17 protein-coding genes are annotated in these 15043 nt (G+C 54.3%); 13 read left to right on the top strand and 4 right to left on the bottom strand.

From position 1 onward, the window contains the following. Window positions 1-3 precede the first annotated feature (3 nt). The 13 genes from lptE to PO881_RS05430 all read left to right on the top strand — a co-directional run bounded on the left by lptE (window position 4) and on the right by PO881_RS05430 (window position 12042). Window positions 4-603 carry an LPS assembly lipoprotein LptE gene (gene lptE, locus PO881_RS05490; RefSeq protein ID WP_110865718.1) on the top strand — a complete coding sequence of 200 codons (600 nt, stop codon included), beginning with the start codon at window positions 4-6 and terminating at the stop codon, window positions 601-603. After that, the gene (gene holA, locus PO881_RS05485; RefSeq protein WP_110865717.1) at window positions 600-1631 is read left to right on the top strand and encodes a DNA polymerase III subunit delta; all 1032 of its coding nucleotides are present in this window, start codon (window positions 600-602) and stop codon (window positions 1629-1631) included. The genes lptE and holA overlap by 4 nt, the downstream gene beginning before the upstream one ends. Then, on the top strand, window positions 1624-2268 hold the full coding sequence (nadD, locus tag PO881_RS05480; protein WP_277974643.1) for a nicotinate-nucleotide adenylyltransferase: 645 nt from the start codon (window positions 1624-1626) through the stop codon (window positions 2266-2268). Before holA ends, nadD begins: the two co-directional genes overlap by 8 nt. A gap of 91 nt (window positions 2269-2359) precedes the next feature. Then, window positions 2360-2677, top strand: a complete 318-nt coding sequence (rsfS, locus tag PO881_RS05475) for a ribosome silencing factor (RefSeq protein WP_008103673.1) — start codon at window positions 2360-2362, stop codon at window positions 2675-2677. A gap of 3 nt (window positions 2678-2680) precedes the next feature. Then, on the top strand, window positions 2681-3151 hold the full coding sequence (gene rlmH / locus PO881_RS05470; RefSeq protein WP_008103678.1) for a 23S rRNA (pseudouridine(1915)-N(3))-methyltransferase RlmH: 471 nt from the start codon (window positions 2681-2683) through the stop codon (window positions 3149-3151). A 33-nt stretch (window positions 3152-3184) separates the two neighbouring features. Next, window positions 3185-5089, top strand: coding sequence for a peptidoglycan DD-transpeptidase MrdA (mrdA, locus tag PO881_RS05465; protein ID WP_101763251.1), 1905 nt, complete (start codon window positions 3185-3187; stop codon window positions 5087-5089). Window positions 5090-5097: 8 nt separating this feature from the next. Beyond that, complete coding sequence (mrdB, locus tag PO881_RS05460) at window positions 5098-6210, top strand: peptidoglycan glycosyltransferase MrdB (RefSeq protein WP_101763316.1); 1113 nt, start codon at window positions 5098-5100, stop codon at window positions 6208-6210. A gap of 10 nt (window positions 6211-6220) precedes the next feature. After that, a complete protein-coding gene (gene rlpA / locus PO881_RS05455) occupies window positions 6221-7315 on the top strand; it encodes an endolytic peptidoglycan transglycosylase RlpA (RefSeq protein WP_280172570.1) in 1095 nt (364 codons plus the stop codon). Between the two features lie 117 nt (window positions 7316-7432). Beyond that, window positions 7433-8644, top strand: coding sequence for a D-alanyl-D-alanine carboxypeptidase DacA (gene dacA, locus PO881_RS05450; RefSeq protein ID WP_101763253.1), 1212 nt, complete (start codon window positions 7433-7435; stop codon window positions 8642-8644). A gap of 96 nt (window positions 8645-8740) precedes the next feature. Then, on the top strand, window positions 8741-9004 hold the full coding sequence (gene ybeD, locus PO881_RS05445; RefSeq protein WP_008103691.1) for a DUF493 family protein YbeD: 264 nt from the start codon (window positions 8741-8743) through the stop codon (window positions 9002-9004). A 69-nt stretch (window positions 9005-9073) separates the two neighbouring features. Continuing rightward, a complete protein-coding gene (lipB, locus tag PO881_RS05440; protein ID WP_280172569.1) occupies window positions 9074-9724 on the top strand; it encodes a lipoyl(octanoyl) transferase LipB in 651 nt (216 codons plus the stop codon). 176 nt (window positions 9725-9900) lie between these two features. Continuing rightward, window positions 9901-10866: a lipoyl synthase gene (gene lipA / locus PO881_RS05435; RefSeq protein WP_101763255.1), complete on the top strand. Its 966-nt coding sequence runs from the start codon at window positions 9901-9903 to the stop codon at window positions 10864-10866. 147 nt (window positions 10867-11013) lie between these two features. Then, the gene (locus PO881_RS05430; RefSeq protein ID WP_280172568.1) at window positions 11014-12042 is read left to right on the top strand and encodes a hypothetical protein; all 1029 of its coding nucleotides are present in this window, start codon (window positions 11014-11016) and stop codon (window positions 12040-12042) included. An 88-nt stretch (window positions 12043-12130) separates the two neighbouring features. On the opposite strand, the gene tatE is transcribed toward PO881_RS05430, so the two are convergent. The 4 genes from tatE to PO881_RS05410 form a co-directional block, all read right to left on the bottom strand. Next, window positions 12131-12334: a twin-arginine translocase subunit TatE gene (gene tatE, locus PO881_RS05425; protein ID WP_064740541.1), complete on the bottom strand. Its 204-nt coding sequence runs from the start codon at window positions 12332-12334 to the stop codon at window positions 12131-12133. Between the two features lie 98 nt (window positions 12335-12432). Then, entirely contained in the window at window positions 12433-13203 is a 771-nt protein-coding gene (locus tag PO881_RS05420; protein ID WP_110865712.1) for an amino acid ABC transporter ATP-binding protein, read from the bottom strand. Next, complete coding sequence (locus PO881_RS05415; protein ID WP_280172567.1) at window positions 13200-14159, bottom strand: amino acid ABC transporter permease; 960 nt, start codon at window positions 14157-14159, stop codon at window positions 13200-13202. The genes PO881_RS05420 and PO881_RS05415 overlap by 4 nt, the downstream gene beginning before the upstream one ends. Then, window positions 14156-15043 (bottom strand): ABC transporter substrate-binding protein, encoded by an 888-nt coding sequence (locus PO881_RS05410; protein WP_277974639.1) that lies wholly within the window; start codon window positions 15041-15043, stop codon window positions 14156-14158. The genes PO881_RS05415 and PO881_RS05410 overlap by 4 nt, the downstream gene beginning before the upstream one ends.

Below are 15043 nucleotides of genomic sequence, written 5' to 3'. Positions count from 1 at the left end.
ACTGTGCGACAACTGATTATCAGGCTGTTTGTCCTGCTTGCGGTAGTGATTACCGCAGGCTGTGGTTTCCACCCCCGCGGCACCACCTCGGTGCCGAGTGAGATGAAAACCCTTATCGTCCAGAGCGGCGATCCCTATGGCCCACTGGCGCGTGCCGTGCGCCAGCAGCTGCGCATCAACAATGTCACCATCATTGAAGACAGCAAAGCGGCCAGCGCCAAATACCCAACGCTGCGTCTGGGTGCTGAAGGCCAGGGACGTGATACCGCATCGGTGTTTATCAGCGGTACCACCGCGGAATACTCGCTGGTGATGACGGTCACCGCACAGGTTCTGCTGCCGGGTAAAGGTATCTACCCGATCAGCACCACCGTGTATCGTTCTTTCTTCGACAACCCGAACGCCGCACTGGCGAAGGATGCCGAGCAAGATATGATCGTGCAGGAGATGCGTCAGCGCGCGTCCGAGCAGTTAGTACGCAAACTGCTGACCGTGCATGCCGCGCAGGAAAGCAACAAAGATACTTTGCCGCAGCCTGAGACGATTGCACCGGGACAGAACTCACCGGAAGTGTCCTCTTCGTCAGCTACCAGTCTGCAATGATCAGGATTTATCCTGAACAACTGAGCGCGCAGCTTCGAGAGGGGCTGCGCGCCTGTTATTTTCTCACCGGTAATGAACCTCTGCTGATTCAGGAAAGCGCGGATGCAATCCGTGCTACCGCCAGCGCACAGGGATTTGAAGAGCACTTCAGCGTCACCATTGATGCGCAAACCGATTGGGATGCGATCTTCGTTAGCTGCCAATCGCTCAGCCTGTTTACCCAACGCCAAACCCTGACGCTGCAACTGCCCGAAAACGGCCCCAATGCCGCTATCGCCGAGCAGTTAGTGAAACTCTCCACGCTGCTGCACAGCGATATTTTGCTGGTGCTGCGTCTGGCGAAACTGACCAAAGCGCAGGAGAACAGCGCCTGGTTCAAGGCGCTGAGTACGCAGGCGGTAATGGTTCCGTGCCAGACCCCTGAACAGGCACAGCTACCGCGCTGGGTGGCGAGTCGCGCCAAAGCGATGAAACTCAGCGTAGATGATGCGGCGATCCAGTTGCTTTGCTACTGCTACGAAGGGAATCTGCTGGCGCTGTCGCAGGCGCTGGAACGCTTATCGCTGCTGTGGCCGGATGGCAAATTAACGCTGCCGCGCGTGGAAGCCGCCGTCAACGATGCCGCGCACTTTACCCCGTTCCATTGGGTGGATGCATTGCTGGCAGGGAAAAGTAAACGCGCCCTGCACATCCTGCATCAGCTGGAGAAAGAGGACAGCGAAGCGGTGATTCTACTGCGCACGCTGCAACGCGATTTACTCACGCTGCTGCACCTGCAGCGGAATCAGGCGAAACAAGCGCTGCGCACGCTGATGGATCAGCAACGTATCTGGCAAAACCGTCGCGCGCTGTTTACTGAAGCCTTGCAGCGCCTTGATGCACAGCGTTTACAGCGCGCGGTGCATTTGCTGGCAGAGCTGGAACTCAGCATGAAGCAGGATTACGGACAAAACCTGTGGCCGCAGCTGGAAACACTGTCGCTGCTGCTGTGTCACCGCGATTTCCCATTGAGCTTTACTGATGTCTAAACTCTACGCTCTGTTTGGCGGCACCTTCGATCCGATTCACTACGGCCATTTGCGCTCGGTAGAAGCGCTGGCACAGCAAGTGGGATTAAAAAAGGTCACGCTGCTGCCGAACAACGTGCCGCCGCATCGCCCGCAGCCGGAAGCCAGTGCGCAACAGCGCGTTGAGATGCTGCGCTGTGCTATTGCCGATCGCCCGCTGTTTGATATCGATACGCGTGAACTGGCGCGTGCAACGCCGTCCTGGACAGTTGCCACGCTGGAAGCACTGCGTGCGGAACGCGGCCCAGAACAGCCCCTCGGGTTTATCATTGGTCAGGATTCTCTGCTAACGTTAGCCAAATGGCATCGCTGGCAGGATCTATTGTCGCTGTGCCATTTGCTGGTGTGTAAGCGTCCAGGTTACGCCGCGCAGATGGAGACGCCAGAGATGCAGCAGTGGCTTGATGAGCATCTCGCCGATGAGGTGCAGCAACTCCATCACGCACCGGCGGGACACATCTGGCTGGCGGATACGCCGCTGTTCGACATTTCCGCCACCGAAATCCGTCAGCGCCGCCATGCAGGCATCTCCTGCGCGGATTTACTGCCAGATGCAGTGATCGGCTACATCGATAGCGTTGGCTTATATCGCAGCTAAAGGCAGCATGCTATACTGCGCCGCTTCATTTTCGGCTACCTTTCTCGCATCGTTAGCCCGTCCGTAATCACCTGTTTTTAAGGGGAACCTTTTGCAAGGTAAAGCACTCCAAGAGTTCGTTATTGATAAGATTGATGATCTCAAAGGCCAGGACATCATTGCTATTGATGTTCAGGGCAAATCCAGCATCACCGATTGCATGATCATTTGCACCGGCACTTCAACACGTCACGTCGCTTCTATCGCCGATCATGTGGTGCAGGAATCGCGCACTGCGGGCCTTAAGCCGCTGGGTGTAGACAGCAAAACCGCCTCCGATTGGGTGGTCGTTGACCTGGGTGACGTGATTGTGCACGTGATGGAAGCAGAGAGCCGCCAGCTGTACGAGCTGGAAAAACTCTGGAGCTAAGACGTGAAACTGCAGCTTGTGGCCGTCGGCACCAAAATGCCCGACTGGGTTCAGACCGGTTTCATGGAGTATCTGCGCCGCTTCCCGAAAGATATGCCGTTTGAACTGATCGAAGTAACTGCCGGCAAACGCGGCAAGAACGCTGACATCAAACGCATTCTTGAAAAAGAAGGTGAAGCGATGCTGGCCGCCGTGGGTAAAGGCAATCGTATTGTCACGCTGGATATCCCCGGACAGCCGTGGGAAACCCCACAGCTGGCGCAGCAGCTTGAACGCTGGAAACTGGATGGCCGCGATGTCAGCCTGTTAATCGGCGGTCCGGAAGGACTGGCGCCCGCGTGCAAAGCCGCTGCTGAACAAAGCTGGTCACTGTCAGCGCTCACGTTGCCACATCCGCTGGTGCGTGTGCTGGTAGCGGAAAGCCTGTATCGTGCGTGGAGCATCACCACGAATCATCCTTATCATCGTGAATAAACGCCTGACAACCCCAGACAATAAATGTAGCGGATGAAATTACAGAGCAACGCCTTTCGCGATTACACTGCCGAACAGAAACTTTTTGTCCGCCGAGCATTGGTGGCTTTTGTTGGCATTCTGCTGCTCTCCAGCATTCTGGTGGTCAACATGTACCACCTGCAAATTCTGCGCTTTGACGACTACAGCACCCGTTCAAATGAAAACCGCATTAAGCTGGTGCCGGTGGCACCGAGCCGCGGCATTATTTTCGATCGTACCGGCGTCCCGCTGGCAGTAAACCGCACGATTTATCAGGCCGAACTGATGCCGGAAAAGGTCGACAACCTGAAGCAGACCTTGCAGGATCTGCGTCCGGTACTGGATCTGACCGACGACGATCTCGATGCGTTTGACAAAGAGCGTAAACGCTCGCGCCGCTTTACCTCGATTCCGGTCAAAATCGGTTTAAACGAAGTGCAGGTGGCGCGTTTCGCCGTCAATCAATACCGTTTTCCTGGCGTGGAAGTAAAAGGCTATCAGCGCCGCTACTATCCGTATGGCCAGACGCTGACGCACGTAGTGGGCTACGTCTCCAAAATCAACGATCGCGACGTTACGCGCCTCGATCAGGAAGGCAAATGGCCGAACTATGCGGCTACACATGATATCGGCAAACTCGGCATCGAAAACTATTATGAAGATGTGCTGCACGGTAAAACCGGTTATGAAGAGGTTGAAGTTAACAACCGTGGCCGCGTCATTCGACAGCTGCACGAGCAATCTCCGCAGGCCGGACGCGATATCTACCTGACGGTTGACCTCAAACTGCAGCAGTACATCGAAACCTTGTTGACCGGCAGCCGCGCGGCAGTGGTGGTGAGCGATCCACGCACCGGCGAAATTCTTGCACTGGTTTCTACCCCCAGCTACGACCCGAACCTGTTTGTCGACGGTATCTCGAGCAAAGATTATAAAGCGCTGTTAAGCGACGAAAACCGTCCACTGTATAACCGTGCGCTGCAGGCCTCTTATCCCCCAGCGTCAACGGTGAAACCTTACGTTGCCGTGTCGGCGCTGAGCGCAGGCGTGATCAACCGCAATACCAGCCTGTTCGATCCCGGCTGGTGGCAACTGCCCGGCTCGGAAAAGCGCTATCGTGACTGGAAAAAATGGGGCCACGGTCGCCTGAACGTCACTAAATCGCTGGAAGAATCGGCGGATACCTTCTTCTATCAGGTTGCCTACGATATGGGCATCGATCGCCTGTCAGAGTGGATGACCAAGTTTGGTTACGGCCATCGCACCGGCATTGATCTGCCGCAGGAGAGCGCGGGCAACATGCCCACGCGCGAATGGAAGCTGAAGCGCTTTAAGAAGCCGTGGTATCAAGGTGACACCATTCCGGTGGGTATAGGCCAGGGTTACTGGACCGCAACCCCCATTCAGATGAACAAAGCGATGATGATTCTGATCAATGACGGTGTGATCAAAGTGCCACACTTACTGCGCGCCACGCGTGAAGGCCAGGTGATGGTCCCCTATCGCCAGGTTCCGGATGCACCGATTGGCGATATTCATTCAGGTTACTGGGAAATTGCCAAAGACGGCATGTATGGCGTAGCCAACCGCGCTAACGGTACCGCACACAAGAGCTTTGCCGATGCGCCCTACAAAATCGCCGCCAAATCCGGTACCGCGCAGGTTTACGGACTGAAAGAAAATGAAGTCTATAACGCGCACAAGATTGCCGAACGTCTGCGTGACCATAAATTAATGACTGCCTACGCGCCTTACGATAAACCGCGCGTGGCCGTCACCATGATTCTGGAAAACGGCGGCGCAGGCCCGGCTGTCGGCACCGTGATGCGCCAGATTCTCGACCACATTATGTTAGGCGACAACAATACCGTGCTGCCAGAAGCCGCACCGACACCGCCCGGCTACGAAGGTGAATGACAATGTCCATGAACGATAGTCCGCAGAAAAGATCGATCTGGACGCGCATCCATATCGACCCCCTGTTTATGCTGATCATTCTCAGCTTGCTGACCTACAGCGCCATCGTCATCTGGAGCGCCAGCGGACAGGATCCAGGCATGACCGAGCGTAAGTTCGGGCAAATTGCCATGGGCATCATCGTTATGCTGGTGCTGGCGCAGGTGCCGCCGCGCGTCTATGAAAGCTGGGCGCCCTATCTCTATATTGTCTGCGTGATATTGCTGATAGCGGTGGACGCGTTTGGTCACATCAGTAAAGGCGCACAGCGCTGGCTCGATCTTGGTTTTGTGCGTTTTCAGCCCTCGGAGATTGCCAAGATTGCCGTGCCACTGATGGTGGCGCGCTTTATTAACCGCGATGTCTGCCCGCCGACGCTGAAAAACACCGGCATCGCGTTGATTTTGATTTTCATGCCGACGCTGCTGGTGGCGGCACAACCCGATCTCGGCACCTCGATTCTGATCGCCGCTTCCGGCCTGTTTGTACTGTTCTTATCCGGCATGAGCTGGAAGCTGATTGGTATCGCGGTATTGCTGGTCGCCGCCTTTATCCCGATTTTGTGGTTCTTCCTGATGCATGACTACCAGCGCGCCCGCGTGATGATGCTGCTGGACCCGGAAAGCGATCCGCTCGGCGCCGGTTATCACATCATTCAGTCGAAGATTGCTATCGGTTCCGGTGGCCTGCGCGGCAAAGGCTGGCTGCACGGTACCCAATCGCAGCTGGAGTTCCTGCCTGAACGCCATACCGACTTTATTTTTGCCGTTTTAGCGGAAGAACTGGGTCTGGTTGGCGTGTTGTTACTGCTGGTACTCTATTTGCTGCTGATCATGCGCGGACTGATTATCGCGGCGCGCGCGCAAACCACCTTTGGTCGCGTGATGGCGGGCGGTTTGATGCTGATTTTATTCGTTTATGTTTTCGTTAACATTGGCATGGTAAGTGGTATCTTACCGGTGGTTGGCGTACCGCTGCCGCTGGTGAGCTACGGCGGATCGGCATTGATTGTGTTAATGGCTGGATTTGGCATCGTGATGTCGATCCATACTCATCGAAAAATGTTATCTAAAAGCGTTTAAGAGGCTGCACATGCGTAAGGACTGGCTTGGGGTTGCACTGGCATCATTGGTACTGGCTGCCTGTTCCACACCGGAACCGCAGAATAATACTGCGCCACCGCAACCGGCCTATAACGGCCCGGTAGTGGAAATTCCTGGCGTGGAACCACGTTATGAACCGATCAATCCTTCCACCAGCCAGGATTACAGCGTCAACGGTAAAAGCTACCGCGTGATCAAAGATCCCTCGAACTACAGCGAAGTGGGTTTAGCCACCTGGTACGGTGACGAAGCGCAGGGGAATCGCACCGCTATCGGTGAATCTTACGATCCGGAAGGCATGACCGCCGCGCATCCAACGCTGCCGCTGCCGAGCTATGTGCGTGTCACTAACCTCGCCAACGGCCGCCAAATTGTGGTACGCGTCAACGATCGTGGCCCTTACACGCCAGGCCGCATTATCGACTTGTCGCGTGCGGCGGGCGATCGCCTGAATATTTCTAACAACACCCGCGTGCGGGTTGATTACATTAAAGTGGCGCCGGATGGTTCCGTTTCCGGTCCCGGCACCATCGGTACCACCGTCGCCAAACAGAGCTACGCCCTGCCCGCGCGTCCCGATCTCGGCGGCGGCATGGTGATGATGGGCGGCAGCGCCAATGCGGCGCCAGCGCCTGCACCGCAGGATGTGCGCGCTGTCGATAACAGCACCTTACAAAGCAATGACAGCATGGGTGCGCCCGTCCAGAGCAGCGGTTTTCTCGGCGCGCCACAGCCGTTAGCCACGGGCGTGCTGGAAGGGAACGAGCCGGTTGCCGCGCCAGCCCCAGCAACGTCTTCCGCGCCAGCCGCTGCTGCCGCACCAGCTACCAGCCAGAATGCCCATGCCGGCAGCGGTTATGTGGTTCAGGTCGGCGCGATTAACGATCCGGCGCGTGCACGTCAGCTGGCCGAAAGTCTGGGTAAACGCTTTGGCGTGCCGGGCGCGGTTGAAGCCAATGGCAACGTCTATCGCATTCAGTTAGGTGGCTATAAAAGCCGTGCCGAAGCCGCTGCCTTGCAGCAACGTCTGAACACTGAAGCGCAAATGAGCTCATTTATTACCACTGCCCGTCCATCGATGTAACGGACAGTGACATTTCCTGCTGAAACTGATTTGCAAAGCAAGATGTCGCCCGATCGGACGTTTGCTATAGTTAGGCACTTTTTTCACTCTAAACCCACGGATGTTGTAGTCCTGAACATGAATACGCTGAAACCTTCTCGTTTTCTGAAACGCCTGACAGTGGGATCACTGGTCGCCCTTTCTCTCAGCCATGCCGCATTTGCGGACGATGTTAATCTTAAGACTATGATTCCGGGTGTACCGGACATTGATGCTGAAGCTTATGTGCTGATCGACTATAACTCCGGCAAAGTGCTGGCCGAAAAGAACGCGGATGCACGCCGCGATCCGGCAAGCCTGACCAAAATGATGACCAGCTACGTGATTGGTCAGGCGGTCAAAGCGGGAAAAATCCATAACGATGACATCGTGACCGTGGGTAAAGATGCCTGGGCAACCGGTAATCCGGTATTCAAAGGTTCATCACTGATGTTCCTCAAGCCTGGCGATCGTGTGCCGGTTTCTCAACTGACGCGCGGTATCGTGCTGCAATCAGGTAACGACGCTTGTGTAGCGATGGCGGATTACGTTGCCGGCAGCCAGGACGCATTCGTCAACCTGATGAACAACTACGTTGGCGCGCTGGGTCTGAAAAACACCCACTTCCAGACCGTGCACGGTTTGGATGCCGAAGGCCAATACAGCTCGCCGCGCGATATGGCGTTGATCGGCCAGGCGCTGATCCGTGACGTACCCGATGAGTACGCGGTTTACCGTGAAAAAGATTTCACCTTTAATAACATCAAGCAGACCAACCGTAACGGTTTGCTGTGGGATACCAGCCTGAACGTCGATGGCATTAAAACCGGCCACACAGACGCAGCGGGTTACAACCTGGTCGCCTCGGCAACAGAAGGCCAGATGCGTTTGATCTCCGCGGTGATGGGCGGTCGTACCTTTAAAGGCCGTGAAACCGAGAGCAAGAAGTTGCTGACGTGGGGCTTCCGCTTCTTTGAAACCGTCGCACCGCTGAAAGCGGGCAAAGAGTTTGCCTCTGAGCCTGTGTGGTTCGGTGACAGCGATCGTGTCCAGCTGGGCGTGGAGAAAGATGCCTATCTGACCATTCCGCGTGGCCGCATGAAAGATCTCAAAGCCAGCTATGTGCTGAACAACACTGAACTGCATGCGCCGCTGCAGAAAAATCAGGTAGTGGGCAGCATCAACTTCCAGCTCGACGGCAAAACGGTGGAACAGCGTCCGCTGGTGGTGCTGAATGAAGTGAAAGAAGGTGGTTTCTTCGGCCGCATCATCGATTACATCAAACTGATGTTCCACCACTGGTTCGGCTAAGGCGCGCTTGAAAAAACGCCAATTTGCCCCCAATTAAGTTACTATCTTTGCTCCCGCCTTGGCGGGAGCCTGTTTTTTAAGCACCGGAGTCAATGTATGAAAACCAAATTGAATGAACTGCTCGAATTCCCTACGCCTTTCACTTACAAAGTGATGGGTTTGGCGCAACCGGAGCTGGTTGATCAAGTGGTTGAAGTGGTGCAGCGCCACGCGCCAGGCGATTACAAACCGGACGTTAAGCCAAGCAGCAAAGGCAACTATCACTCTGTTTCCATTACCATCATCGCCACCCACATTGAGCAGGTTGAAACCCTGTATGAAGAGCTGGGCAACATCGAAATCGTGCGCATGGTGCTGTAATTCTGGCGCTGGCAAAGTCCGCTTTGCCAGCGTTATACTCTGCCTTCTACTCTTTACCGGATCTCTGCTTTGTCAGCTAATACGCTTCTTGTTCGTCAACTCGGCCAGCGCGATTGGCAACCCATCTCCGATGCCATGCATCACTTTACCGATCAACGCGACAGCAGCACTGCCGATGAAATCTGGCTGGTGGAACATCATCCGGTGTTTACCCAAGGCCAGGCAGGGAAAGCTGAACATCTGCTGATGCCGGGCGATATTCCGGTGGTACAAAGCGATCGCGGCGGCCAGGTAACCTATCACGGCCCCGGCCAACAGGTGATGTATGTGCTGATTGACGTGAAACGTCGCAAGATGGGCGTGCGCGAGTTAGTGACGGCGTTAGAAGAAACGGTGATCGCCACGCTGGCCGACTATGACATCAGCGCGCGGGCGCGACCGGATGCGCCGGGCGTGTACGTTGGCGATGACAAGATTTGTTCGCTGGGACTGCGCATTCGTAAAGGCTGCTCGTTTCACGGCCTGGCACTGAATGTGGCGATGGATTTAGCGCCGTTCCTGCGCATCAATCCGTGCGGATATGCCGGGATGCAAATGACGCAGCTTAGCCAGCTGCAGCCGGGCGTCACACCGGCAGATGTGCAGCCGCGTCTAGTGCAGCATTTCGCCCATTTAACCGGATTTACCCAACTGGAATGGCAAAGTGATGCCGCGGTCTGACCTTGACTGTACGTGCCTATTTACAAAATTGTAACTTTTGCACCGGCGAATCGGCTGCTTATGGGCAGACGAGATGATATAATTTTTGCCATATTTTCAAAAAAAGTTGAAAGCCTGGTTCTCAGTTTGAGTGAGGAAGCTTTCAAATCGCAATCCCGACCGGAACCTGCAGATTTATGAGTAAACCAATTCAGATGGAACGTGGCGTCAAGTATCGCGATGCCGACAAAATGGCGCTGATCCCGGTGAAAACCGTGATGGTTGAGCGTGAAGAAATTCTGCGTAAGCCGGAATGGATGAAGATCAAACTGCCTGCGGACTCCAGCCGCATTCAGGGCATCAAGGCCGCGATGCGTAAAAACGGTCTGCACTCGGTGTGTGAAGAAGCCTCCTGCCCTAACCTCGCAGAGTGTTTCAACCACGGTACCGCGACCTTTATGATCCTCGGCGCGATCTGTACCCGTCGCTGCCCATTCTGCGACGTGGCGCACGGCCGTCCGAATATGCCTGACGCTAACGAACCGCTGAAACTGGCACAAACCATCGCCGATATGGCGCTGCGTTATGTGGTCATCACTTCAGTGGACCGTGATGACCTGCGCGACGGCGGTGCCCAGCACTTTGCTGACTGCATCAGCGCGATTCGCGAAAAAAGCCCAACCATCAAAATTGAAACATTGGTACCGGACTTCCGTGGTCGTATGGATCGCGCGCTGGAAATCCTCACCGCGACGCCACCGGATGTGTTTAACCACAATCTGGAAAACGTGCCGCGCGTTTACCGTCAGGTCCGTCCTGGCGCCAACTACGATTGGTCACTGAAATTGCTGGAGCGTTTCAAAGAAGCGCATCCGGATATCCCGACTAAATCGGGTTTGATGGTCGGTCTGGGCGAAACCAATGCTGAAATCATTGAAGTGATGCGCGATCTGCGTCGCCACGGCGTCACCATGCTGACGCTGGGACAGTATTTGCAGCCGAGCCGTCACCACTTGCCGGTGCAGCGCTACGTTAGCCCGGCCGAGTTTGACGAAATGAAAGAAGAAGCAATGGCGATGGGCTTCACCCATGCCGCCTGCGGCCCGTTTGTGCGCTCCTCTTATCACGCCGATATGCAGGCCAAAGGTCTGGAAGTTAAGTAATATGCTTCGCGATTGCGCTCTTACCAGGGCGCAATCGCAAATATCTCCTTAAAAATCTTAATCCCTGTCTCAAATCTGTCGCTTTAATCGCTGAGGCCATAAGAGCCTATTTCTCTTTTCTCAGTGCTTATTTTTGAAGGTCAGATAATGCAAACATCCTCTCACTTAAAGGGGCTCGATTTTCTCCAGGAACCCGATTTGTCAGGTCAAATACCCGATGTGCGGCTTAACAGTGCATCCGGAGAGAGTTTGGATGCGCTTAAAGCGCGCACCACGCCCATAGATAACACCAATCCCTATACTTCATCTCACGCCTCCTGTGCCAATGCATTTATCGCTACCGCTATCAGTATTGAGCATCGATACGATGAAATTCATTTAGAGTTGCCACTAAAGGGTCATGAAACTGTCGCTGTAATGCCCGAAGAGGTGCGACACATCATGCCTTATGCTGAAGACATCGCTTTTCAAACTTCCCAGGAGAATGTACTCCCTGTGATTAATGAAGAGCCTGAACCTGAATGGAATTTTGATTTGCTGGAAGCGAAATTCAATGCTCCTCAGCCACAACTGTGGCAACCGGCTATCGGCATGCACCACGAGATTGTGGAAATTGCCACGCTACCTGAACGCGAGAGTGCCAAACCTCAACTTTCAGTACAGGTAAAGTCAAAGGTCATCACTGAAGATGAGGTCATCATTGATGATCTGAATGAGGATGAAGGGTCTTTCAGCGGTAATGCGCCAGTTGGTACGACGTTATACTTTTATCTTGATGATGTGTGGGTCGGCAGCTCTGAAATTGATAGCCAAGGCCGTTGGCAGTTTGAACTGCCCACCGAGATTTCTGTCGCTCAGCATGTTTTTAGTGCAGTCCCCATTAATCCGCAAGGCGTAATGGGTGGCAAAATTGATTATCCGTTTTTGACTAAGCCTAAAATAGGCGAAATCATTATGCCAATTGATGAGAGTGAATCAGATAAAATTGAAATAGCACTCATTGATGTTATTACAGCCGAGGAAGAAGAAACAATATCGTTGATACCCTTAATTTTAACTGATGATATGTTGCAGGGCTGGCATACACAGGATGGGTTGAGCGACTTTGATGGCTTATATGGCTCAACAATATTTGATGTGGATGAGCAGGAAATCATTTACGCCAATTGGCACTAAGACGCAAAAAACAAAAACCAGGCTGGCGACAGTCTGGTTTTTTATCAACGTAATAAATATTTACACTTATTGACGTTAGGCGCAGAGATTACTCTTTGTGGCTGACACGTTCAGCAGGCACTTCTTCAGCGCTGCTTTTGGATGCGCCGGATTCATCATCTTTCATGGCTTTTTTGAAGCCTTTGATTGCGGAACCCAGATCGCCACCCAGTGAACGTAACTTATTGGTGCCAAAAAGCAGTACGATGAGCGCACCGATGATCAGCAGTTTGGCAATACTGATACCTTCCATAATTTACCTTTCAACCAATGTGAAAAACGGACCTGACTATTAACGCGCAGTTTATAAACGGCCTCAACTGCAATCTGTAACAGAGTGAGACCGCCTGCTCAGATAAAGCGGCTGAGAAATGCCTGCGTGCGCGGATGTTGCGGGTTACCAATCACCTGCTCCGGACTGCCCTGCTCCACTACCACGCCGCCATCCATAAACACCACGCGATCGGCCGCCTCACGCGCGAAACCAATTTCATGGGTGACGACAATCATGGTCAGCCCTTGATCGGCTAAGGTGCGCATGGTGGCCAGCACTTCGCCGACTAACTCCGGATCGAGTGCCGAAGTGGGTTCATCGAACAGCATCAGCGCCGGTTTAATCGCCAACGCACGCGCAATCGCCACGCGCTGCTGCTGACCACCGGACAGATGACGCGGCCAGGCATCGGCTTTGTCACTCAATCCCACGGTCGCCAGCAGCTCACGCGCATGCTTGAGCGCATCCTGCCGTGCAAACTTGTGCACACCTATCGGCGCTTCAATGATGTTTTGCAGTACCGTCATGTGCGGATAAAGATTGAACTGCTGAAACACCATGCCGATTTTCTGGCGCTGATGAGCAATTTTACGCGCCGACAGGCGATGCAAAATACCGCGCTTCAGTTCATAACCGATCTGATCGTCACCGACCACAATCGAACCGGCATTCATGTCTTCCAGATGGTTAATACAGCGTAAAAAGGTGGATTTACCCGAACCCGATGGCCCGAGAATCACCACCACTTCACCGGGAAATACATCGAGATCGATGCCTTTCAGCACTTCATTATCGCCATAACTCTTCTGCACATTACGCGCACGCACCAGCGGCTGAACTTCACTCATACATCCTCCTTCAGACGGTGCGCGACGGCTGGTGCGGCTTCATTAGCGGCAACGCGACGTTTATTCACCACCGTGCGGGTGGTGCCACGGGCGTAGTAACGCTCGATGGCGGACTGGCCAAGGTTAAGAATTGAGGTGATAAACAGATACCAGATCACTGCGACCATCAGCATCGGGATAATTTCAAAGGTGCGGTTATAAACGGCTTGCACCGAGTACAACAGATCGCCCATAGCGATCACACTTACCAGCGAGGTCGCTTTGATCATGCTAATCAACTGGTTGCCGGTAGGCGGAATAATTGAACGCATCGCCTGTGGAATGATCACGCGGCGCAGCGCACGACTGCGACTCATGCCAAACGCTTGGGTGGTTTCGACCTGACCGTTATCCACTGACAGCAGGCCGGCGCGAATGATCTCGGCCATATAAGCCGCTTCATTGAGCGCCAGTCCGGCAATGGCTGCGGTCAGTGGCGTGATCAGATCGTTGGTGTTCCAGCTGGCAAAAGTGATATCCGCCCACGGAAGAATGATTGCGATGGTGGGAAACAGCGTCGACAGGTTGTACCAAAAGATCAGCTGTACCAGCAGCGGCGTACCCCGGAAAAACCAGATGTAGAGCGACGATAAGCCGCTCAGCAATTTGTTTTCCGAGAGACGCCACACGCCCAACAGCAGCCCGAGCAGCGTGCCGAGAATCATCGACACCACCGTCAAGCCGAGCGTGACCTGCAGGCCTTTCATCACCGAACCTTCGGTGAACCACTGCAGCACCACGTTCCACTCGAAATTGGGATTGGTCGCCACCAGCCAGAGGAAGTTCGCGGCAATAACCAGCACCAAAATCCATGAGATCCAGCGCCCATAAGTGGGCGCACTGCGGGCAAAAGCCACATCGCGCTGCTGCACGTCGGCCTTATCCCTGGCTCGCGAATTGTTGGTGACCGGACTCATTTTGCTGCCCCTTGCGCCAGGTTACGTCCCGGTTGCTGCAACACGTTGCCGTCTAATTTCCATTTCTTCATGATGGCCGCGTAAGTGCCGTTATTGAACAGCTCTTTGTACGCATCCAGCACCACGTTGCCGAGTTCAGAACCCTTGGGTACCACGGTGCCCTGGAAAATGTCGCCAAAGCCGTTTTTCTTGCCTTTGCCCGACAGCTCCAGCTGGCCATTGGCCTGTTCGATGAAGTAAGTCAGCGGCGCCTGCGAGGAGAAGAAAGCATCGGAACGTTTTGAGCGCACGGCTAAAATCGATGATGGTTGGTCGGTGAAGGATTGCACCACCACCGCCGGTTTACCCGCCGCGACACAGGCATCGGACTGCTTGCGAATCACCTGTTCTGCTGAACCGGCCGCCATTACCGCAATGCGTTTACCGCAGGTATCTTCCAGACCGTTAATCTTCGAGGGATTGCCTTTCTGCACGCCAAACACCACGAACTCCTGCACGAAGTCGATAAAATCAACCTTCTGCTGACGATCCGGATAATCGCCAATCGGGCCAATCGCCATCTGGTAGCGGCCGGAATTAATGCCGGTGAGCACGCCCGATAAACCGCTGACGGTGGCATGTTCAATCTTCACGCCCAGCAATTGTGCCAGCGCTTCGGTGAGATCGGCGGAAGCGCCGTCCATTGAGTGCGGACCGTTAACGATCTCATACGGAGGAAAAGATCCGTTGTTCACCGAGATCATTTTACCGCTGCTTTTGATCTCTGCTGGCAGACGATCGTGCAGCGCCTGATCCACTTTTTGCGCAGGAATCACGTCGGCGGCCTGAGCGAAACAGGCCGTGAGGCCCAATGACAGCGCGATGGCAGTAGCAAAAATTTTCAT

Source organism: Pantoea sp. SS70, from assembly GCF_029866845.1.
Classification (GTDB): domain Bacteria; phylum Pseudomonadota; class Gammaproteobacteria; order Enterobacterales; family Enterobacteriaceae; genus Pantoea; species Pantoea leporis.
The sequence above is the reverse complement of the archived record's forward strand: the minus strand, read 5'-3'. Positions and strand labels throughout refer to the sequence as shown.

Coding starts and splice junctions, on each gene's coding strand:
- holA (WP_110865717.1), top strand. CDS start 600: ATGATCAGGATTTATCCTGAACAACTGAGCGCGCAGCTTCGAGAGGGG.
- nadD (WP_277974643.1), top strand. CDS start 1,624: ATGTCTAAACTCTACGCTCTGTTTGGCGGCACCTTCGATCCGATTCAC.
- mrdA (WP_101763251.1), top strand. CDS start 3,185: ATGAAATTACAGAGCAACGCCTTTCGCGATTACACTGCCGAACAGAAA.
- mrdB (WP_101763316.1), top strand. CDS start 5,098: ATGAACGATAGTCCGCAGAAAAGATCGATCTGGACGCGCATCCATATC.
- rlpA (WP_280172570.1), top strand. CDS start 6,221: ATGCGTAAGGACTGGCTTGGGGTTGCACTGGCATCATTGGTACTGGCT.
- dacA (WP_101763253.1), top strand. CDS start 7,433: ATGAATACGCTGAAACCTTCTCGTTTTCTGAAACGCCTGACAGTGGGA.
- ybeD (WP_008103691.1), top strand. CDS start 8,741: ATGAAAACCAAATTGAATGAACTGCTCGAATTCCCTACGCCTTTCACT.
- lipA (WP_101763255.1), top strand. CDS start 9,901: ATGAGTAAACCAATTCAGATGGAACGTGGCGTCAAGTATCGCGATGCC.
- PO881_RS05430 (WP_280172568.1), top strand. CDS start 11,014: ATGCAAACATCCTCTCACTTAAAGGGGCTCGATTTTCTCCAGGAACCC.
- tatE (WP_064740541.1), bottom strand. CDS start 12,334: ATGGAAGGTATCAGTATTGCCAAACTGCTGATCATCGGTGCGCTCATC.
- PO881_RS05420 (WP_110865712.1), bottom strand. CDS start 13,203: ATGAGTGAAGTTCAGCCGCTGGTGCGTGCGCGTAATGTGCAGAAGAGT.
- PO881_RS05415 (WP_280172567.1), bottom strand. CDS start 14,159: ATGAGTCCGGTCACCAACAATTCGCGAGCCAGGGATAAGGCCGACGTG.
- PO881_RS05410 (WP_277974639.1), bottom strand. CDS start 15,043: ATGAAAATTTTTGCTACTGCCATCGCGCTGTCATTGGGCCTCACGGCC.